Origin of the sequence: Agrobacterium sp. NPDC058088, from assembly GCF_042885035.1 — a bacterium.
Lineage (GTDB): Bacteria > Pseudomonadota > Alphaproteobacteria > Rhizobiales > Rhizobiaceae > Agrobacterium.
In genome coordinates, this window is the sequence record NZ_JBHVSU010000002.1 from 434,379 (window position 1) to 449,706 (window position 15,328).

Annotated in this window: 15 protein-coding genes; 8 read left to right on the top strand and 7 right to left on the bottom strand. The window is 59.6% G+C overall.

The genetic code is table 11. The annotated features are described in order from the left end of the window. Window positions 1–7: 7 nt before the first annotated feature. From ACFVTJ_RS07425 to ACFVTJ_RS07445, 5 genes are all read right to left on the bottom strand, one after another. The gene (locus ACFVTJ_RS07425) at window positions 8–295 is read right to left on the bottom strand and encodes a hypothetical protein (protein WP_386905991.1); all 288 of its coding nucleotides are present in this window, start codon (window positions 293–295) and stop codon (window positions 8–10) included. A gap of 342 nt (window positions 296–637) precedes the next feature. Continuing rightward, a complete protein-coding gene (locus tag ACFVTJ_RS07430; RefSeq protein WP_386905993.1) occupies window positions 638–1,747 on the bottom strand; it encodes a glycine betaine/L-proline ABC transporter ATP-binding protein in 1,110 nt (369 codons plus the stop codon). Beyond that, complete coding sequence (locus ACFVTJ_RS07435; RefSeq protein ID WP_386905995.1) at window positions 1,740–2,648, bottom strand: ABC transporter permease; 909 nt, start codon at window positions 2,646–2,648, stop codon at window positions 1,740–1,742. The genes ACFVTJ_RS07430 and ACFVTJ_RS07435 overlap by 8 nt, the downstream gene beginning before the upstream one ends. A gap of 255 nt (window positions 2,649–2,903) precedes the next feature. After that, window positions 2,904–3,914 carry an ABC transporter substrate-binding protein gene (locus ACFVTJ_RS07440; RefSeq protein WP_386905997.1) on the bottom strand — a complete coding sequence of 337 codons (1,011 nt, stop codon included), beginning with the start codon at window positions 3,912–3,914 and terminating at the stop codon, window positions 2,904–2,906. 490 nt (window positions 3,915–4,404) lie between these two features. Continuing rightward, complete coding sequence (locus tag ACFVTJ_RS07445; protein ID WP_386905999.1) at window positions 4,405–6,504, bottom strand: S9 family peptidase; 2,100 nt, start codon at window positions 6,502–6,504, stop codon at window positions 4,405–4,407. Window positions 6,505–6,728: 224 nt separating this feature from the next. On the opposite strand from ACFVTJ_RS07445, the gene ACFVTJ_RS07450 reads away from it, so the two are divergent. The 4 genes from ACFVTJ_RS07450 (at window position 6,729) to ACFVTJ_RS07465 (ending at window position 10,268) form a co-directional block, all read left to right on the top strand. Then, entirely contained in the window at window positions 6,729–7,130 is a 402-nt protein-coding gene (locus ACFVTJ_RS07450) for a DUF930 domain-containing protein (RefSeq protein ID WP_386906001.1), read from the top strand. A 104-nt stretch (window positions 7,131–7,234) separates the two neighbouring features. Further along, window positions 7,235–8,143 (top strand): dihydrodipicolinate synthase family protein, encoded by a 909-nt coding sequence (locus tag ACFVTJ_RS07455; protein WP_386906003.1) that lies wholly within the window; start codon window positions 7,235–7,237, stop codon window positions 8,141–8,143. A 62-nt stretch (window positions 8,144–8,205) separates the two neighbouring features. Continuing rightward, window positions 8,206–8,931 carry a polysaccharide deacetylase family protein gene (locus tag ACFVTJ_RS07460; protein ID WP_386906005.1) on the top strand — a complete coding sequence of 242 codons (726 nt, stop codon included), beginning with the start codon at window positions 8,206–8,208 and terminating at the stop codon, window positions 8,929–8,931. A gap of 257 nt (window positions 8,932–9,188) precedes the next feature. Continuing rightward, a complete protein-coding gene (locus tag ACFVTJ_RS07465) occupies window positions 9,189–10,268 on the top strand; it encodes a bifunctional transcriptional activator/DNA repair enzyme AdaA (protein WP_386906007.1) in 1,080 nt (359 codons plus the stop codon). Between the two features lie 247 nt (window positions 10,269–10,515). On the opposite strand, the gene ACFVTJ_RS07470 is transcribed toward ACFVTJ_RS07465, so the two are convergent. Together ACFVTJ_RS07470 and ACFVTJ_RS07475 are read right to left on the bottom strand one after the other, a co-directional pair. Beyond that, a complete protein-coding gene (locus ACFVTJ_RS07470) occupies window positions 10,516–11,676 on the bottom strand; it encodes an AI-2E family transporter (protein WP_386906009.1) in 1,161 nt (386 codons plus the stop codon). An 85-nt stretch (window positions 11,677–11,761) separates the two neighbouring features. Further along, window positions 11,762–12,622 carry a VOC family protein gene (locus ACFVTJ_RS07475; RefSeq protein ID WP_386906011.1) on the bottom strand — a complete coding sequence of 287 codons (861 nt, stop codon included), beginning with the start codon at window positions 12,620–12,622 and terminating at the stop codon, window positions 11,762–11,764. Window positions 12,623–12,888: 266 nt separating this feature from the next. On the opposite strand from ACFVTJ_RS07475, the gene ACFVTJ_RS07480 reads away from it, so the two are divergent. The 4 genes from ACFVTJ_RS07480 to ACFVTJ_RS07495 all read left to right on the top strand — a co-directional run bounded on the left by ACFVTJ_RS07480 (window position 12,889) and on the right by ACFVTJ_RS07495 (window position 15,295). Continuing rightward, complete coding sequence (locus ACFVTJ_RS07480; protein ID WP_386906012.1) at window positions 12,889–13,299, top strand: universal stress protein; 411 nt, start codon at window positions 12,889–12,891, stop codon at window positions 13,297–13,299. A 121-nt stretch (window positions 13,300–13,420) separates the two neighbouring features. Continuing rightward, the gene (locus ACFVTJ_RS07485) at window positions 13,421–13,741 is read left to right on the top strand and encodes a TraR/DksA family transcriptional regulator (protein WP_386906014.1); all 321 of its coding nucleotides are present in this window, start codon (window positions 13,421–13,423) and stop codon (window positions 13,739–13,741) included. Between the two features lie 284 nt (window positions 13,742–14,025). Then, on the top strand, window positions 14,026–14,694 hold the full coding sequence (locus ACFVTJ_RS07490) for a hemolysin III family protein (protein WP_386906016.1): 669 nt from the start codon (window positions 14,026–14,028) through the stop codon (window positions 14,692–14,694). Between the two features lie 103 nt (window positions 14,695–14,797). Next, window positions 14,798–15,295, top strand: coding sequence for a GNAT family N-acetyltransferase (locus tag ACFVTJ_RS07495; protein WP_386906018.1), 498 nt, complete (start codon window positions 14,798–14,800; stop codon window positions 15,293–15,295). Window positions 15,296–15,328: the final 33 nt, after the last annotated feature.

The following is a 15,328-nucleotide window of genomic DNA, read 5'->3' on the forward strand; positions in this document are numbered from 1 at the left end:
GAATCGCCTATTCGGTATATTCCGAATAGGCGCTGCGCACCCATTCAGCCTGCGCTTCCGCCGTGTCTTCGGCGGAAGCCGCAGGCGTATCCTGACGGGCGGGTGCGCTGCCATTTCCGACAGCCCACAGCACATTGGCCAGCGACTGGGAAAGAATGGTGCTGGAAACGGTGGGGTTGCCGGGGCCGCGCTTCACGGCCTGCTCTTCCGGCGCGCTTTGCGCACTGCCAGCTTTTTCGATGTCGCGGATGCGACCCTGATAGTTATATCCGCCAATATTGCTTTCGATCTGCATGTCGGTGATTCCGCGTTCAAAAGTTAACAAATGGTTAACGGCGCTGACTTGTCCGAAACTTGCGCTTGCTGCGCTGCAGCGAGGGGGAAGGGTTGACATCAGGCGAAGTGGTGCTTCGTTTGTGCATTTGGGGCGGAGGCGGGCCGTGGATTGGCGAATGAGCGCCCCAGGACACGAGTGAACCCTGCGCGGTCAGATTTAAGGTGGACCACACCAGATGTGCCGACGTCATCCTCGGGCCTGTCCCGAGGATCTGCGACGTCTTGGTCGTCTCGACGTGTTTGGATCCTCGGGACAAGCCCGAGGATGACGGACAGAGGTGCTAGAGGGTAACCAGGCAGATCACGCCGTCTCCTTCTCCGCAGGTGCCGCCGCTTGCCGCACGGCCTCCGGCTCCCTTTCCTCAACATCGACCGTCGCCGCCGCTTCCTGCGGCGCGGGCGTCACCATCGCAGCCACCAGCGTATCAAGCCCGATGCTGCCGACAGGCTTGCCATCCTCGTCCACCACATGGGCCTGCGTCTCGTTGGCTTCCGACATGTCGCGGGCAATCGTTTCCAGCGTTGCGGTTTCCGGCACGGGCATGCCTTCCGGGCGACTTTCTAGCGGCTCCATGACAGTGTTTGCCTGCAACACGCGGCCACGATTGACGTCGCGCACAAAGTCGGTGACGTAACCATCGGCCGGAGACAGGATGATGCTCTGGCCGTCGCCCTGCTGCACCACTTCGCCGTCTTTCAGAATGGCGATATGGTCGCCCAGCCGCAAAGCCTCGTCGAGATCATGGGTGATGAACACAACGGTCTTCTTCAGCTCCTGTTGCAGATCGAGCAGCATGGTCTGCATGTCGACGCGGATCAGCGGATCGAGCGCCGAATAGGCCTCGTCCATCAGGAGAATATCGGCGTCATTGGCGAGCGCCCGCGCAAGGCCGACACGCTGCTGCATGCCGCCGGAAAGCTGGTTCGGATAATAATCCTCGTAACCGGCAAGGCCGACACGCTCCAGCCAGTAGCGGCCCTTCTCTTCGCTTTGCTTGCGCGGCACGCCCTGGATATCGAGGCCGTAGACGCTGTTTTCCAGCACGGTGCGATGTGGCAGAAGGCCGAATTTCTGGAACACCATCGCGGTCTTGTGGCGGCGGAATTGCCTGAGCGCCGAAGCGCTCATGCCGCAAATGTCCTGGCCGTCATAGAGAACCTCGCCGGCTGTGGGGTCTATCAGCCGGTTGATGTGGCGGATCAGCGTCGATTTGCCGGAGCCTGACAGCCCCATGACGACAGTGATCTTGCCGCCCGGCATGGTGATGTTGATGTTGTTGAGGCCGAGAACGTGGTTGTGCCTGTCGTTAAGCTCGACCTTGTCCATGCCTTTACGCACCGCTTCGAGGTATTTCTCGGGATGCCTGCCGAAGATCTTGTAAAGATTCCTGATTTCGATGCTTTTAGCCATGGGAGACCTCGCGGTATTTCTGCAGGCGCTTGCCAAAAGCCTGGCTTGCCCTGTCGAACATGATGGCGATGGCGACCAGAGCGAAACCGTTCAGGAAGCCCACCGTGAAGAACTGGTTGTTGATGGCCTGCAGCACATTCTTGCCAAGCCCGCCGACACCGACCATGGAGGCGACGACGACCATGGCGAGCGCCATCATGATGGTCTGGTTGATGCCGGTCATGATGGTCGGCAACGCCAGTGGTAGCTGCACATTGAACAACTTTTGACCGTTGGAGGAGCCGAAGGCGTCTGCCGCCTCAAGCACTTCGCGATCGACCAAACGGATGCCGAGGCTGGTCAGGCGAATGACGGGCGGAATGGCATAGATCACCACCGCGATCAGGCCCGGAACCTTGCCGATGCCGAAAATCACCACCACGGGGATGAGATAAACGAAGCTTGGCAGGGTCTGCATCACGTCGAGCACGGGATTGATGAGGCGTTGCAGGCGTTCGGAACGACCCATCAGAACGCCGAGCGGCAGGCCGATGACGATGGCGATCAGGGTAGCGATGGCGACGATGGAGAGCGTCGTCATGGCGTCACGCCAGAGGCCGACGGCGCCGATCATCAGCAGCGAGATGGCGGTGCCGCCTGTTATCTTGAAGCTGCGCCCGGCGAGATGCACGATGGCGAGAATGACCAGCATGGTGATGATCCACGGCGTCTGAATGAACAGACGCTCCGAGGAATTGAGGAAGAGTTGCAGCGGATGCACGACAACGTCGATCGCATCGCCGTAATTGCGCACGATATCGCGAAAGCCGTCATCGATGGTTTTGCGTGCCACGCGCATGGTTGAATTGTCGATTGCCGGGAACTTGCAGAGCAGGTCCGGCAGGTAGGTGCAGAGGGCCATTATTGTTGTTTTCCCTTTTATGAAATTGGGATGGGCGGAGGTTGGTGCGTGCGGGCACCCCCCTCTGTCCTGCCGGACATCTCCCCCACAAGGGGGGAGATCGACCTGCGGCACGGCATCGCCCATCTCGATGGTTGAGGATGAAGCGGTGATAGCGCGCCCAGCCGATCTCCCTCCTTGTGGGGGAGATGCCCGGCAGGGCAGAGGGGGGTGAGCCACGGTTACAAACCGAAACTTTCCCGCTCCATTATCCCATCACATCGACGCCTTGATCTTCTCCGCCACCTCGGGCGAAACCCACTTCGTCCAGAGTTCCTCATGGTTCTCGAGGAAATACTCGGCCCCATCTTCGTTGGTGCCCTGGTTCTCATCCATCCAGGCCAGAACCTTGGCAACGGTGTCGTTGTCCCACTGCCGCTTGCGGATGTAGTCGATGGAAGGGCCGGCCTTTTCGGCGAAGTCCTTGGTCACGACGGTGAAGACCTCCGCCACCGGATAGGCATTGGGCTTAGGGTCAGCGCAATCGGGCTTGGCGATGCAATTGTCGTAAGCTGCGCGGTCAAGCGGAACGCCATCGTCCAGCTTCACCATATCGTATTTGCCGAGAATGGCCGTCGGAGCCCAATAATAGCCGAGCCAGCCCTGCTTCTTTTCGTAGGCATTGGAAATAGAGCCATCCAGCCCGGCCGCGGAGCCGGTATCAACAAGTGCAAAGCCCTTTTCGTCAGCCTTGCGGGCCTTGAACAGGTTGGCGGTGGTTGGCTGGCAGCCCCAGCCCGGCGGGCAGCCGAACACGGCGCCCTTGCTGGCGTCTTCAGGTGCGGGAAACAGTTCGGGATGTTTTAGCGCATCCTCGACGGTCTTGATGTCTGGATGTTCGTCGGCAAGATATTTCGGGATCCACCAGCCTTCAACGCCGCCTTCGCTCAGGATTTTGACTTCCTGAATGAGATTGCCGCTCTTGACGGCTTCCTCATAGGGGGTGCCGAGTGTGTTCACCCACATTTCCGGCGCCATATCTGGCTGGCCCTTTTCGTTCATGGAGGTGAAAGTGGGGGTGGTGTCACCGCTGACGACATTGGCCGTGCAGTCATAGCCGTTTTCCATGATGAACTTGTCGACGTAAGCCGCGACACCGGCTGATGCCCAGTTCATTTCGGCGATGGTGATGCTACCACAGCTGTCTGCGGCATTGGCGGAAGATGCTGCACCGGCAGCGATGGTAAAGCCCGTTACGAGAATGGTCGAGGCCAGGAGTTTCTTCATGAGGAGACCTCCAAGTCTGATGCAGTGTTTTCAATTGGCAAAGCGGGGCACTGCAAAGCCCGGATTGCCAAGGGCGAACTGACATGGCGCGTGGAAATGCCGAAAATCCGGCGAGAGAATATTCGCAGAACAAGCCGCGAAGTTGCCGCGGAAACTGCGGCGGGAAGGCGCATGAATATGTCAACGACTGGGATAATACGGCTAAAAAGTGATATTGCAACGCGAAATGGCGCGGATCAGCCGTGCATTAAATTTGCGGAACATTTGCAGGTTTTGCGTAATACATCAAAATTAAAGTTAATATATAAAATATATTTGAAAATATAGAAAAAAAGAACACAAATTCAATGAATGCCAAGTTTACATTTAAATAAAATGTGCGGGTGGAAAAATGTGGAAAAAATATTCAGATACGAGATTTTTATAGGTATTTTCGTCCAAATAAGATTGGGCGGCGATTGGATCGCCGCCCATTTTTGAAATCAGCCTGTTAGACGACGTCCTTGCCCGCCACCTTCAGCGCGAAGGCATATTCGAAGGCGACCTCTTCCAACCGCTGGAAACGGCCGGATTTGCCGCCATGGCCCGCCGCCATGTTGGTTTTCAGCAGGATCGGCGCTTCCCCCGTGGTCTTTTCGCGCAGCTTCGCCACCCATTTGGTTGGTTCCCAATAAGTCACGCGCGGATCGGTGAGGCCGGAAAGCGCCAGCAGCGGGGGATAGGGTTTTTCGCTGACATTGTCATAGGGGCTGTAGGCAGCGATCCAGCCATATTCCTCTGCCGATTCCAGCGGGTTGCCCCATTCCGGCCATTCCGGCGGTGTGAGCGGCAGCGTGTCGTCCAGCATCGTGGTCAGCACATCCACAAAGGGAACGGCGGCGATGATGCCGGCGAATTTCTCCGGCGCCATGTTGGCGACAGCCCCCATCAGCATGCCGCCGGCCGAGCCGCCTTCGGCGATGATGCGGTCATAGGCGGTAAAGCCTTCCTGCACCAGATGATCGGCAGCGGCGATGAAGTCTTTGAAGGTGTTCTGCTTATGCTCCATCTTGCCGGTTTCGTACCATTCGAAACCCTTGTCCTTGCCGCCGCGAATATGGGCGATGGCATAGATGAAGCCGCGGTCCGCCAGAGATAGCGTCGTAGTGGAGAAGGAAGCGGGAATGGTAATGCCGTAAGCGCCATAGCCATAAAGCAGGCAGGGGGCGGAACCATCCAGTGCCACGTCCTTGCGGTAGAGCAAGGAGACCGGAACCAGCTCACCATCATGCGCAGGGGCCATGATGCGGCGAGTGATGTAATCATCGGGGTTGTGGCCGGAGGGCACTTCCTGCGTCTTCAGAAGCGTGCGCTCGCGTGTCACCATGTCGTAATCGAACAGCTGGCTTGGCGTCGTCATCGAGGAATAGGAGAAACGGATGACGTCGGTGTCATATTCCGCCGCGCCATGCAGGCCGAGCGAATAGGCCTCTTCGGCAAAGGCGATGGAATGTTCCTCGCCCGTGCGGCGGTCACGGATGACGATGCGCGGCAGGCCGTCACGGCGCTCCAGCCAGATCAGATGGCGGGCATAGGCATCGACGGAGAGGATCAGGCGGCCCGGCTCGTGCGGCACCACCTCTTTCCAGTTTTCCTTGCCCGGTGCTGTGACCGGCGCTTCGACGATGCGGAAATCCTTGGCATCGCCGTCATTCGTGAGGATGAAAAAGACGTCGCCGCCTTCGCACATCGAATATTCGATGCCCTCTTCGCGTTCCGCCACGATAGCCGGTTCGGCGGTCAGGTCTTTCGTGGAGAGAATGCGATATTCGCTGGTCTCATGGTCGTGAATGTCGATGAAGATGAAATCGTCGAGGACCGACGCGCCGACGCCCATGAAGAAACCGGGGTCCTTTTCTTCATAGACCAGCCGGTCGGCCGATTGCGGCTCGCCGATAATATGGTGAAAGACTTTCGAGGGGCGGTGGTTCTCGTCCTGCAGCGTATAGAAGAAGCTCTTGCCATCGGGCGCCCATGCGCCGCCGCCGCCGGTGTTTTCGACGATATCGGCAAGATCTTCGCCGCTTTCGAGATTGCGGATGCGCAGGGTAAAATATTCAGACCCCTTGTCGTCGTAACCCCAGATGCCGTGGCTGTGATCGGAAGACTGGTCGAGGCCGGACAGACGGAAATAATCCTTGCCCTCGGCCTCTTTATCGCCATTCAACAGCACATGTTTCTCACCGCCGCCGCGCGGCGTGCGGAAATAATGCGGCTGCTCGCCGCCGGTCACGAACAGGGTTCCATAGGCATAAGGCCCGTCATTGACGGGCACGGAGGAATCGTCCTGCTTGATGCGGCCCTTCATCTCCTCGAAAAGCTTCTCCTGAAGCGCCTTGGTGTCGCCCATGGCGGCTTCCATATAGGCGTTTTCCGCCTCCAGATGGGCGCGGATGGCGGGGTCGAGAATGGAGGTGTCCTTGAACATGGCCTGCCAGTTATCGGCCCGGAACCAGGCGTAATCGTCGGTGCGGGTAATGCCGTGATGCGTATCCTGAACGGGCCGTTTTTCGGCGGTGGGAGCGGCGGGCAGATTCTTGAAAATCGGCAATGGAAACTCGCTTTCCTTAAAAAATTCCTGGGCGGCACCAAGATGTAGAGTGCGGCCTGCGGCCGATCAAGTTTCAAAATCTCCACAGAGGAAATGAGGCCTCGGCACAATTTCGTCGGCTTTCGATCACATTTTGGCAATATCCGGCAAATCAGCGATGATACGCGCCGCCCTCCGGCACGCAATTGATCGTCAAGAACAAACGAAAAAACTGACAGGACCCCATGCGAAAGCTTCTTCCCGCTGCCCTTTCTGCCTTTTTCCTTGGCTTGCAGGCCTTCACCCCCGCTTTTGCGATCGACGCGAGCGTCATGCGCCAGCTGAACGCGCTCGCCCCCGAAGAGCGTCTGGAACAGCGTTGCGATATCGAGGCGATGGAGCGTATCGCGACGGAGCAGAAGGGCATGAAACCCGACAAGGTCATCGCCTACACCTATGGCGATCCCGAGGTCGGCAAGAACTCCATCAAGGCACCGGGCGCGGCCTTCAGAAGTGCGGGCGAATGGTACAGGCTCAAATACAAGTGTCAGCTCAAGAGCGACAGCCTCTCCATTCAGTCTTTCGACTACCGTGTGGGCGACAAAATCCCCGAAGAGCAGTGGAAGAAGTTGTATCTTTATGACTGACCGCCGAAATCTTGCGAGTCCGCAGGAAGTTTAGCCCCGCTTTTCTTGCCGCTCCGCCAGCGGCTCTGTAACCCTGCTTGCCGATCAAAGTGAGGGAGACGGACATGGCGACACGATTCAAGGGGCTTTCGGCTTTTCCGATCACGCCGGCTGACGAGGCCGGGCGGGTCGATGTTGAGGCTTTCTCCGCCCTCATTTCGCGGCTGGATGCGGCGGCGGTCGATTCCGTCGGCATTCTAGGCAGCACCGGCATCTATATGTATCTCACGCGTGAGGAGAGGCGCCGTGCCATCGAAGCGGCCGCCGCCATCCTCAAGGGCAGGCGCACACTGATGGCCGGCGTCGGGGCGTTGCGCACCGATGAAGCCGTGGCGCTGGCAAAGGATGCGGAGGCCGCCGGCGCCGATGCGCTGCTGCTCGCGCCGGTCTCCTACACGCCGCTGACGCAGGAAGAGGCCTATCACCATTTCGCCGCCATGGCCGGTGCAACGGCTCTGCCGCTCGCCATCTATAATAACCCGACGACCACCCGCTTTGCCTTCAGCGATGAGCTTCTGGTGCGGCTCGCCTATATCCCGAATATCCGCGCCATCAAGATGCCGCTGCCCGCCGATTCCGATTATGCTGGCGAGCTTGCGCGGCTGCGCCCGAAGCTGGGGCAAGATTTCGCCATCGGCTATAGCGGTGACTGGGGCTGCACTGACGCCACGCTCGCCGGCGGTGACACCTGGTACAGTGTTATAGCCGGCCTGCTGCCGGTTCCGGCGCTGCAATTGATGCGGGCGGCACAGACCGGCAATGCGGAGGAGGCAAAAAGGCTCGATGCGGCCTTCCAGCCGCTCTGGGCGCTGTTCAAGGAATTTGGCAGCATCCGGGTTGTTTATGCCGCCGCCAATATCCTGTCGCTGACGGTAAGCGAACCGCCCCGGCCGATCCTGCCGCTTACAAGCGCGGAACGCCAGCGGGTGGAAGAGGCGCTGGAGGCGCTCTCCGCGCTGGAAACCGCGCCATAATTCGGGCGCTTTGCGGGCGGATTGCCACGGAAATACACTCTGCCACATTGCGGAAAACGAAAATGCTGCGTCGCCTCATTATTGCTGCCCTGTTTGCCACTGCCGCCTCCGCCGCCTTTGCGGCGAACGGCCTTGTCGAGCCGTCGCTGAAAATGACGCCGCAGCATGACGGCAAGGTGCGGGTGGCGATGACGCTGGACGCCTGCATGGGCAAGACCGACCACCGCATTCTCGATATGCTGGTGCGCGAGCGTATCCCCGCAACGATCTTCGTCACCGCTCGTTGGCTGAAGCACAATGGCGAGGCGCTCGCCGTGCTCATGGCGCATCCTGATCTTTTCGAGATCGAAAACCACGGCGAAAACCATGTGCCGGCGGTGGATAAGCCCGTTTCGATTTACGGCATCGCTGCTGCGGGATCGGAAGCTGCGGTCGTGCAGGAAGTGGAAGGCGGTCGTCAGGCGATCGTCGCCGCCACCGGCCTCCAGCCGCAATGGTTCCGTGGCGCGACGGCCAAATACACGAATTCCTCCATGGCCACCATCAACCGCCTCGGCATGCGGGTGGCCGGTTATTCCATCAATGGCGATGGCGGCTCGCTGCTGGGCGCGGCCATGACCGCAAAACACATCGCCGCGGCAAAGAATGGCGATGTCATCATCTCCCACATCAACCAGCCCACCCATGAGGCGGGCGAGGGCGTGGTGAAGGGCCTTCTGGCGCTTAAGGCCCGCGGTGTGATCTTCGCCCGGCTGGACGACCCATCCTTCGCGCCGCCGGGGAACTGATCCACAAGCTTGCCGCCTATTTCTTCTCCTCGCAGGGGAAAAGATGCCCGAAGGGCAGATGAGGGGGCCAGCTCTCCGAATATCTCTGCCCTTGCCCCCTCATCCGGCGCTGCGCGCCACCTTCTCCCCGGCGGGGAGAAGAAATATGCCACAGGCTTGGCCTTCAAACGGCGCGGACGAAACGAGCTGACAACATCCCTCACATCCACGCCCGTTTTTCGGCGGCGTGCCCTTCGAAATTGCGCTAGCATCCTCCCATGATGCTGTTCAAACGCCCCGACACCGAAACCCTATATTCCGCCCTTGTGAACAAGGATCCCGCCTATGAAGGCGTGGCCTATGTCTGCGTGACCTCCACCAAGATTTTCTGCCGCTTCACCTGCACGGCGCGAAAGCCGAAGATCGAGAATTGCCGTTTCCGTGAAACCATCGCCGAATGTCTGGAAACGGGTTTCCGTCCCTGCAAGCGCTGCAAACCGATGCTCTCCTATGGCACGGCCGATGAAACGGTAACGCAGCTGCTGACGGCGCTGGAAAACGAGCCGGCGCGGCGATGGCGTGAGGAGGATGTGGTGGCGCTCGGCCATGATGCCTCCACCGTGCGGCGCAGCTTCAAGCGCCGTTTCGGCATGAGCTTTCTGGAAATCGCCCGGCTGCGACGGGTGGGAGACGCCGCGGAAAGCCTTGCTTCCGGCGAGGCGGTGATCGGCGCGCAGATCGATGCCGGTTACGACTCCGGCAGCGGTTTTCGCTCGGCCATCAACCAGTTCTTCGGCTCCTCGCCCGCCGCCATGAAGGGCAAGGGATTCCTGAGGGGCGACTGGATCGATACGCCGATCGGCCCGATGCTGGCCGTCGCCGATGACCACGCCCTGCATCTTCTCGAATTCGCCGACCGGCCGGCCCTTGCCGCGGAGCTGAAGCGGCTTAAGGCGCGCACCGGCGCGGATATGGTGCTGGGTCGCACCGCAGTGACCGGTCAGATCGCCGCGGAACTCGCAGCCTATTTCGCCGGCCGTTCGGCCAGTTTCCAAACCCGGCTTGCCGGCCACGGCACACCCTTCGAACGCGATGTCTGGCGGAACCTGCGGGACATCCCGGTGGGTGAGATCGTCAGCTATTCATCTCTCGCAACCACCATGGAGAGAGCCTCCGCCGTGCGCGCGGTGGCCCGCGCCAACGGCGCCAACCAGATTGCGATCGTCGTTCCCTGCCACCGGGTACTGGGGGCTGATGGCAGCCTGACCGGATATGGTGGCGGGCTGTGGCGGAAGAAATGGCTGATCGAGCATGAGCGCCGCATGGCGAGCGCGTTGGGAATGCCGCTTGCTTCCTGAGCGGTCTGGTTGTGGGCCATGGGCTGCTGATTGATAGCCCGACGCCTGGGGCTTACCCCCCTCTGCCCTGCCGGGCATCTCCCCCTCAAGGGGGGAGATCGAACCGCGGCGCTCGTCCGGCCACATTAGACGTAGAATATTAAGCGAAGAGTCGGCGTCTAGCTGATCTCCCCCCTTGAGGGGGAGATGCCCGGCAGGGCAGAGGGGGTAAGCCCACGCGCCCTTCGCCTGCCGCTGTATCCACTGCTTAATCCGGCAGGTTCGGCACCACCCGGCGCGACGGGAAAAGCTCCCGCGTCACCGTCATGGCGATAAGAGACAGCGGCAGGGCGAGCATGGCGCCGGCTGCTCCCCACATCCACGTCCAGAAGATGATCATGACGAAGACGAGGAAGGGATTGATTTCCATGTTGCGGCCGACGACAGCCGGGAAGGCGAGATTTTCCATCAACAGGTGAATGGTGAAAAAGGCGCCGGCCGGCAGCAGTGCAAGGATCATGTTGTCATGGGTGATGATGCCCGCGACGGTGAGCGATATGGTCATCAATGTGATGCCGAGAAAGGGAATGAAGCTCGAAAGAAAGGCAAAGAGCCCCCAAAGCAGCGGCATGGCGAGCCCGCCGAGATAGGCGATCACAATCATGGTGACGCCAAGCGCCGCGTAGATAAGGCTTGCGGTGGCGAAATAAGTACCCAGCACCTTTTCCACCGAGCCGATGATGCGAATGGTTCTGAGCCGTTGATGGCGTGCGGGAAAGGCCATGATGATGGCCTTGCGCAGGCGCAGGCGGCTGTAGAGAAACATAAGCAGCGCCGCGAGGAAGATCAGCCCCTGAACGATGGCAGGCGTCACATTCGCCCCAAGCAGGGAAATGATTTCGCCGCTTCGCGACAGCAGCGATTCCATGGACATGGAGCCCATGCTGAACGTTGCGGCGGAAATATTCAGCCACCGCATATTTTCGAGGTAGGGGAGGAAGCGGTCGATGCTTCGCTCGATCAGGGCCGGGCCCTCCGTTGCCAGCTGGGAGACGGGATCGACCAGAGAATTGACCACGAAGAAAATGACGGCAGCAACCAGCGTTGACAGGATAATGGCGACGCCCGCACCCGGAATGCCATAGGAGGCGAGCTTCTCGGCTGAGATGCCGAGGATCATGCCGACAACGACCGCCATGACGACGGGCATCAGGATCATCGACAGTTCATGAATGACCGCCATGGACATGATCAGGAAAATGCCGATGACCGACCAGGCAACGAAGACATCAAGTGCCTCCCGCCCGAGTGGCTGCTGGCTGCGGGCGTCATCCCGCTGGGACAGCGAGGCCGGTGTTGCAAGTGGATCGGCCTTGTCTACCGGCAAGGCCGAGGTGCCGGCGAGATCCGGCTTGGCATTCTCATTCATCGGACTATCCCCCAATAAGGTGGTTAACGTCCGACAAATCCGGCGGTTCCGGGGCTGCGCAAATTTCCGCTGCCCCTTCCTGGCATCATGCGGAAAGCTTAAGCCCGATTCCCCAGGGGTCTCTGAGGACGATGCCGTCGCTTTGCCTTTCGGTGCCGATTTCCAGCCGGTCGAGCGCGGCAACCGCCCTGTCGAGCGCCGCCGGTTCGTTGAACTTCAGCGAATATCCGGCAAGGCCAGTCATGTTGTCCTTGCGGGCCATGGCTCCACGGCTGTTCCAGATATTGGCGGCCACATGGTGGTGATAGGCCCCCGAGCCGAAGAAGCTTGCGCCCGGATAACGCGCCATGATCTTCAGCCCCAGGACATCCTGATAAAATTCATCCGCCTGCGGAATATTGCCGACCTGCAGATGGATATGGCCGATGGCGGTTCCATCCGCAGCACCAGTGAAGGCGGTCTTCGGCGCGCTGTCGTAAAGCGCCTGCAGGTCGAGGCGGATCGTCGCCATCTCCACCGTTCCGTCAGGCTGGTAATTCCATTCGTCAGGCGTCCGGTCGCGATAAACCTCGATGCCATTGCCTTCCGGATCGGCGAGATAGATCGCCTCACTGACCAGATGGTCGGATGCGCCCTGAAGCTGGATATTGTTATGGGCGGCATGTGCCAGCCAATGGGCGAGATCATTGCGGCTCGGCATCAGAAAGGCGGTGTGGAACAAACCCGCAGCGTTGCTCGGCGCACGTTCCGCCGTATCGGAGGTGGAGAGCGTCAGCAGCGGCGGGCCGCCTACGCCAAGCACTTCGCCGCTCGGGTTCTTTTCCAGAACTGAAAGACCGATGATCTTCTGATAGAAATCCGAAACGCGCGGCAGATCGTGAACGACGAGATGCGCCTGGCCGACATAGGCCGGCCGCGTCAGGGCGAATTGTTTGATTTCACTCATCATCATCTCCATATTGAATCCGAAGCGCCAAGGGGCGGATCGGTCGCCGATGATATCGGCGACGCCGCTTTGCGGCGTGTCTCGAAGACGAATATGGGCTGGTTTCGTCGTTCAGCAAAGATCGCGTTGCGGCGATTGACTGTCCACTATTCGTTGACAATGCCGTCCGCTGGCGCCCCTCCGGCTTTGACTTCGATCAAGGTAAACGCGGCGCCACCGGGGGAATATGCCTAACCCGACACGCGAATAAGCCAAAGGAGACAGCCATGTACAAGAAGATCATCGTACCGGTAGACCTCAGCGCCACCGACAAGGGGGAAAAGATCCTCGAAAAGGCCAAGGCGCTGCTGGACCCCGACGGCGAGATCGTTCTCATCAACGTGGTCGAGGAGCTGCCGGGATATATGGTGATCGACCTGCCTGTCGACCTTATCGAAAACGCCATCAAGGACGCCAAGGCCAAGCTTTCTGACCTCAAGACCAGGGCCGGTTTCAAAGGCAGCCACGAAATCAGAAGCGGCGCACCCGCGCGTGAAATCATCGCTGCCGCCGAAGAGCACAAGGCGGACCTCATCATCATCGCCTCGCACACGCCTGACTTCAGCAATTATTTCATTGGCGCCACTGCCGATCGCGTGGTGCGCCACGCCAAATGCTCGGTACTGGTGGATCGATAGGGGTTTGACGTTTTAGCGTTGCGGACGGGCTTCCCGCCCACAAGCATTTCCAGGAAAAGTAAAATCCGATTTTCCGTCGGGAAATGCGCCAAAACAAGAAGATGGGCTGGAGGAAGAGACCATGAATGTCGGAAGTTACGAAAAAATCCTGCGTGACCGCCAGCGCGAGCTTTATCGCCGCCTGCACAAAATCGAGGCCGATTTCGAGGAGCCGCGCAATCCCGATGGTGAGGATCGCGCCAGTGAACGCAGCAATGACGAGGTGCTGGACGAACTGGGGCAGGTGGGTCAGGACGAGCTGCGCGCCATCGACGCCGCACTCGACCGCATCGCGAAGGGCACTTTCGGCATCTGCGTCAAATGCGGAAACGAGATTTCGGAGGATCGGCTGAAGGCTGTGCCCTATACCCCGTTTTGCCAGGAATGCGCTGCGGCGTTGTGAAATAATCTCGTGGTGACGCGTTGCGCTCGCCCTTTTCCGCCCTCATCCCTGTGCTTGTCACAGGGATCCAGCAGGCCCAAGTCCTTGGGCTGAGAAGAGTTCTTTCGCCGCGCAGACGCGCGTCGGCTGGATTCCTGTGACAAGCACAGGAATGAGGGAAACAGTGGACCTCTCCTTTCGCAACAGCATCGAACGCAATTTGATCGCCGTTAACCGGCCGCTGTCTTGTTCCTGTCTAATATTGTCTTCATGCTTTGGTGAAAGCACGCAGACAGGATTGGACTATGAGTGATTTGTGGCGGTTCGGACGCCAGTATGATTTTCACGAGATCGTCGCCGATGGCATCGTCCATGGGGTCGGCATCGTGTTTGCGCTTATCGGCGCGACGGCGCTGATCTTTTACGCGATGGTGTGGGGCAGCCTCAGCGCGATCGCCGCCGCCTGGATTTACGGTCTGGGCCTTGTCGCCTGTCTTTCCGTGTCTTTCACCTATAATATCTGGCCGCACTCCAACGTAAAATGGTTCCTGCGCCGGCTCGATCATTCGGCCATCTTCATCCTCATCGCCGCCACCTATACGCCGTTTCTGATGCGCGGCATTCACGATCCGCTGATTGCTGTCATGTTGGGCCTGATCTGGCTTGCGGCCATTTGCGGCATTCTCCTCAAATGCCTTTTTCCCGGCCGTTACGACCGGGTCGCCATCGGCCTTTATCTTGCCATGGGATGGAGCGGCGTCATGGTGGTCGAGCCCCTGTCGACGCACCTTGCGCCCGTCACGCTGTGGCTCATCGTCGCCGGCGGCGTGATCTACTCGCTTGGCGTTATCTTCCATGTGTGGGAAAAGCTGCGCTTCCAGAATGCCATCTGGCACGCTTTTGTGGTTGCTGCCGCCGCCGTCCATTATTTTGCCGTGGTCACCGCCTTCAGCGTCGTTCCGCTGGCGTCGTAACATCGGCGCACTGGACATTGCTCCGCATCATCGCTTAAGGCTCGTGGCAGGAGCCGCCGCCTTTCCGCAGCTGCTCGTTCGGAAATATGAGGGCGAAGCAATAATGACCGTGGAACTGCGCGACGCGACCGTGAACGATCTCTCCGGCATCATGGAGATTTATAACGATGCGGTGGTGAACACGACGGCGATCTGGAACGAGGTTGTGGTCGATCTGGAGAACCGCAAGGAATGGTTCGCCGTCCGCAAATCACGCGGCTTTCCCGTCATCGTCGCCATTCTCGAGGGCAAGGTCGCCGGCTACGCCTCCTATGGCGACTGGCGCGCCTTTGACGGCTATCGCCACACCCGCGAACATTCGGTCTATGTGCATAAGGATGCCCGTGGCCACGGCATCGGCAAAAAGCTGATGCAGGCGCTGATCGATCATGCCTCCGGCAACGACGTGCATGTGCTGATCGCCGCCATCGAAGCGGAAAACACCGCCTCCATCCGCCTGCATGAAAGCCTCGGTTTTACGGTCGCCGGCCGGTTTTCGGAAGTCGGCACCAAGTTCGGCCGCTGGCTGGATTTGACGTGTATGGAACTGAAATTGGGCTAGTGCCCCGGGCGGGTTGACGAGGGAATGTGCCTC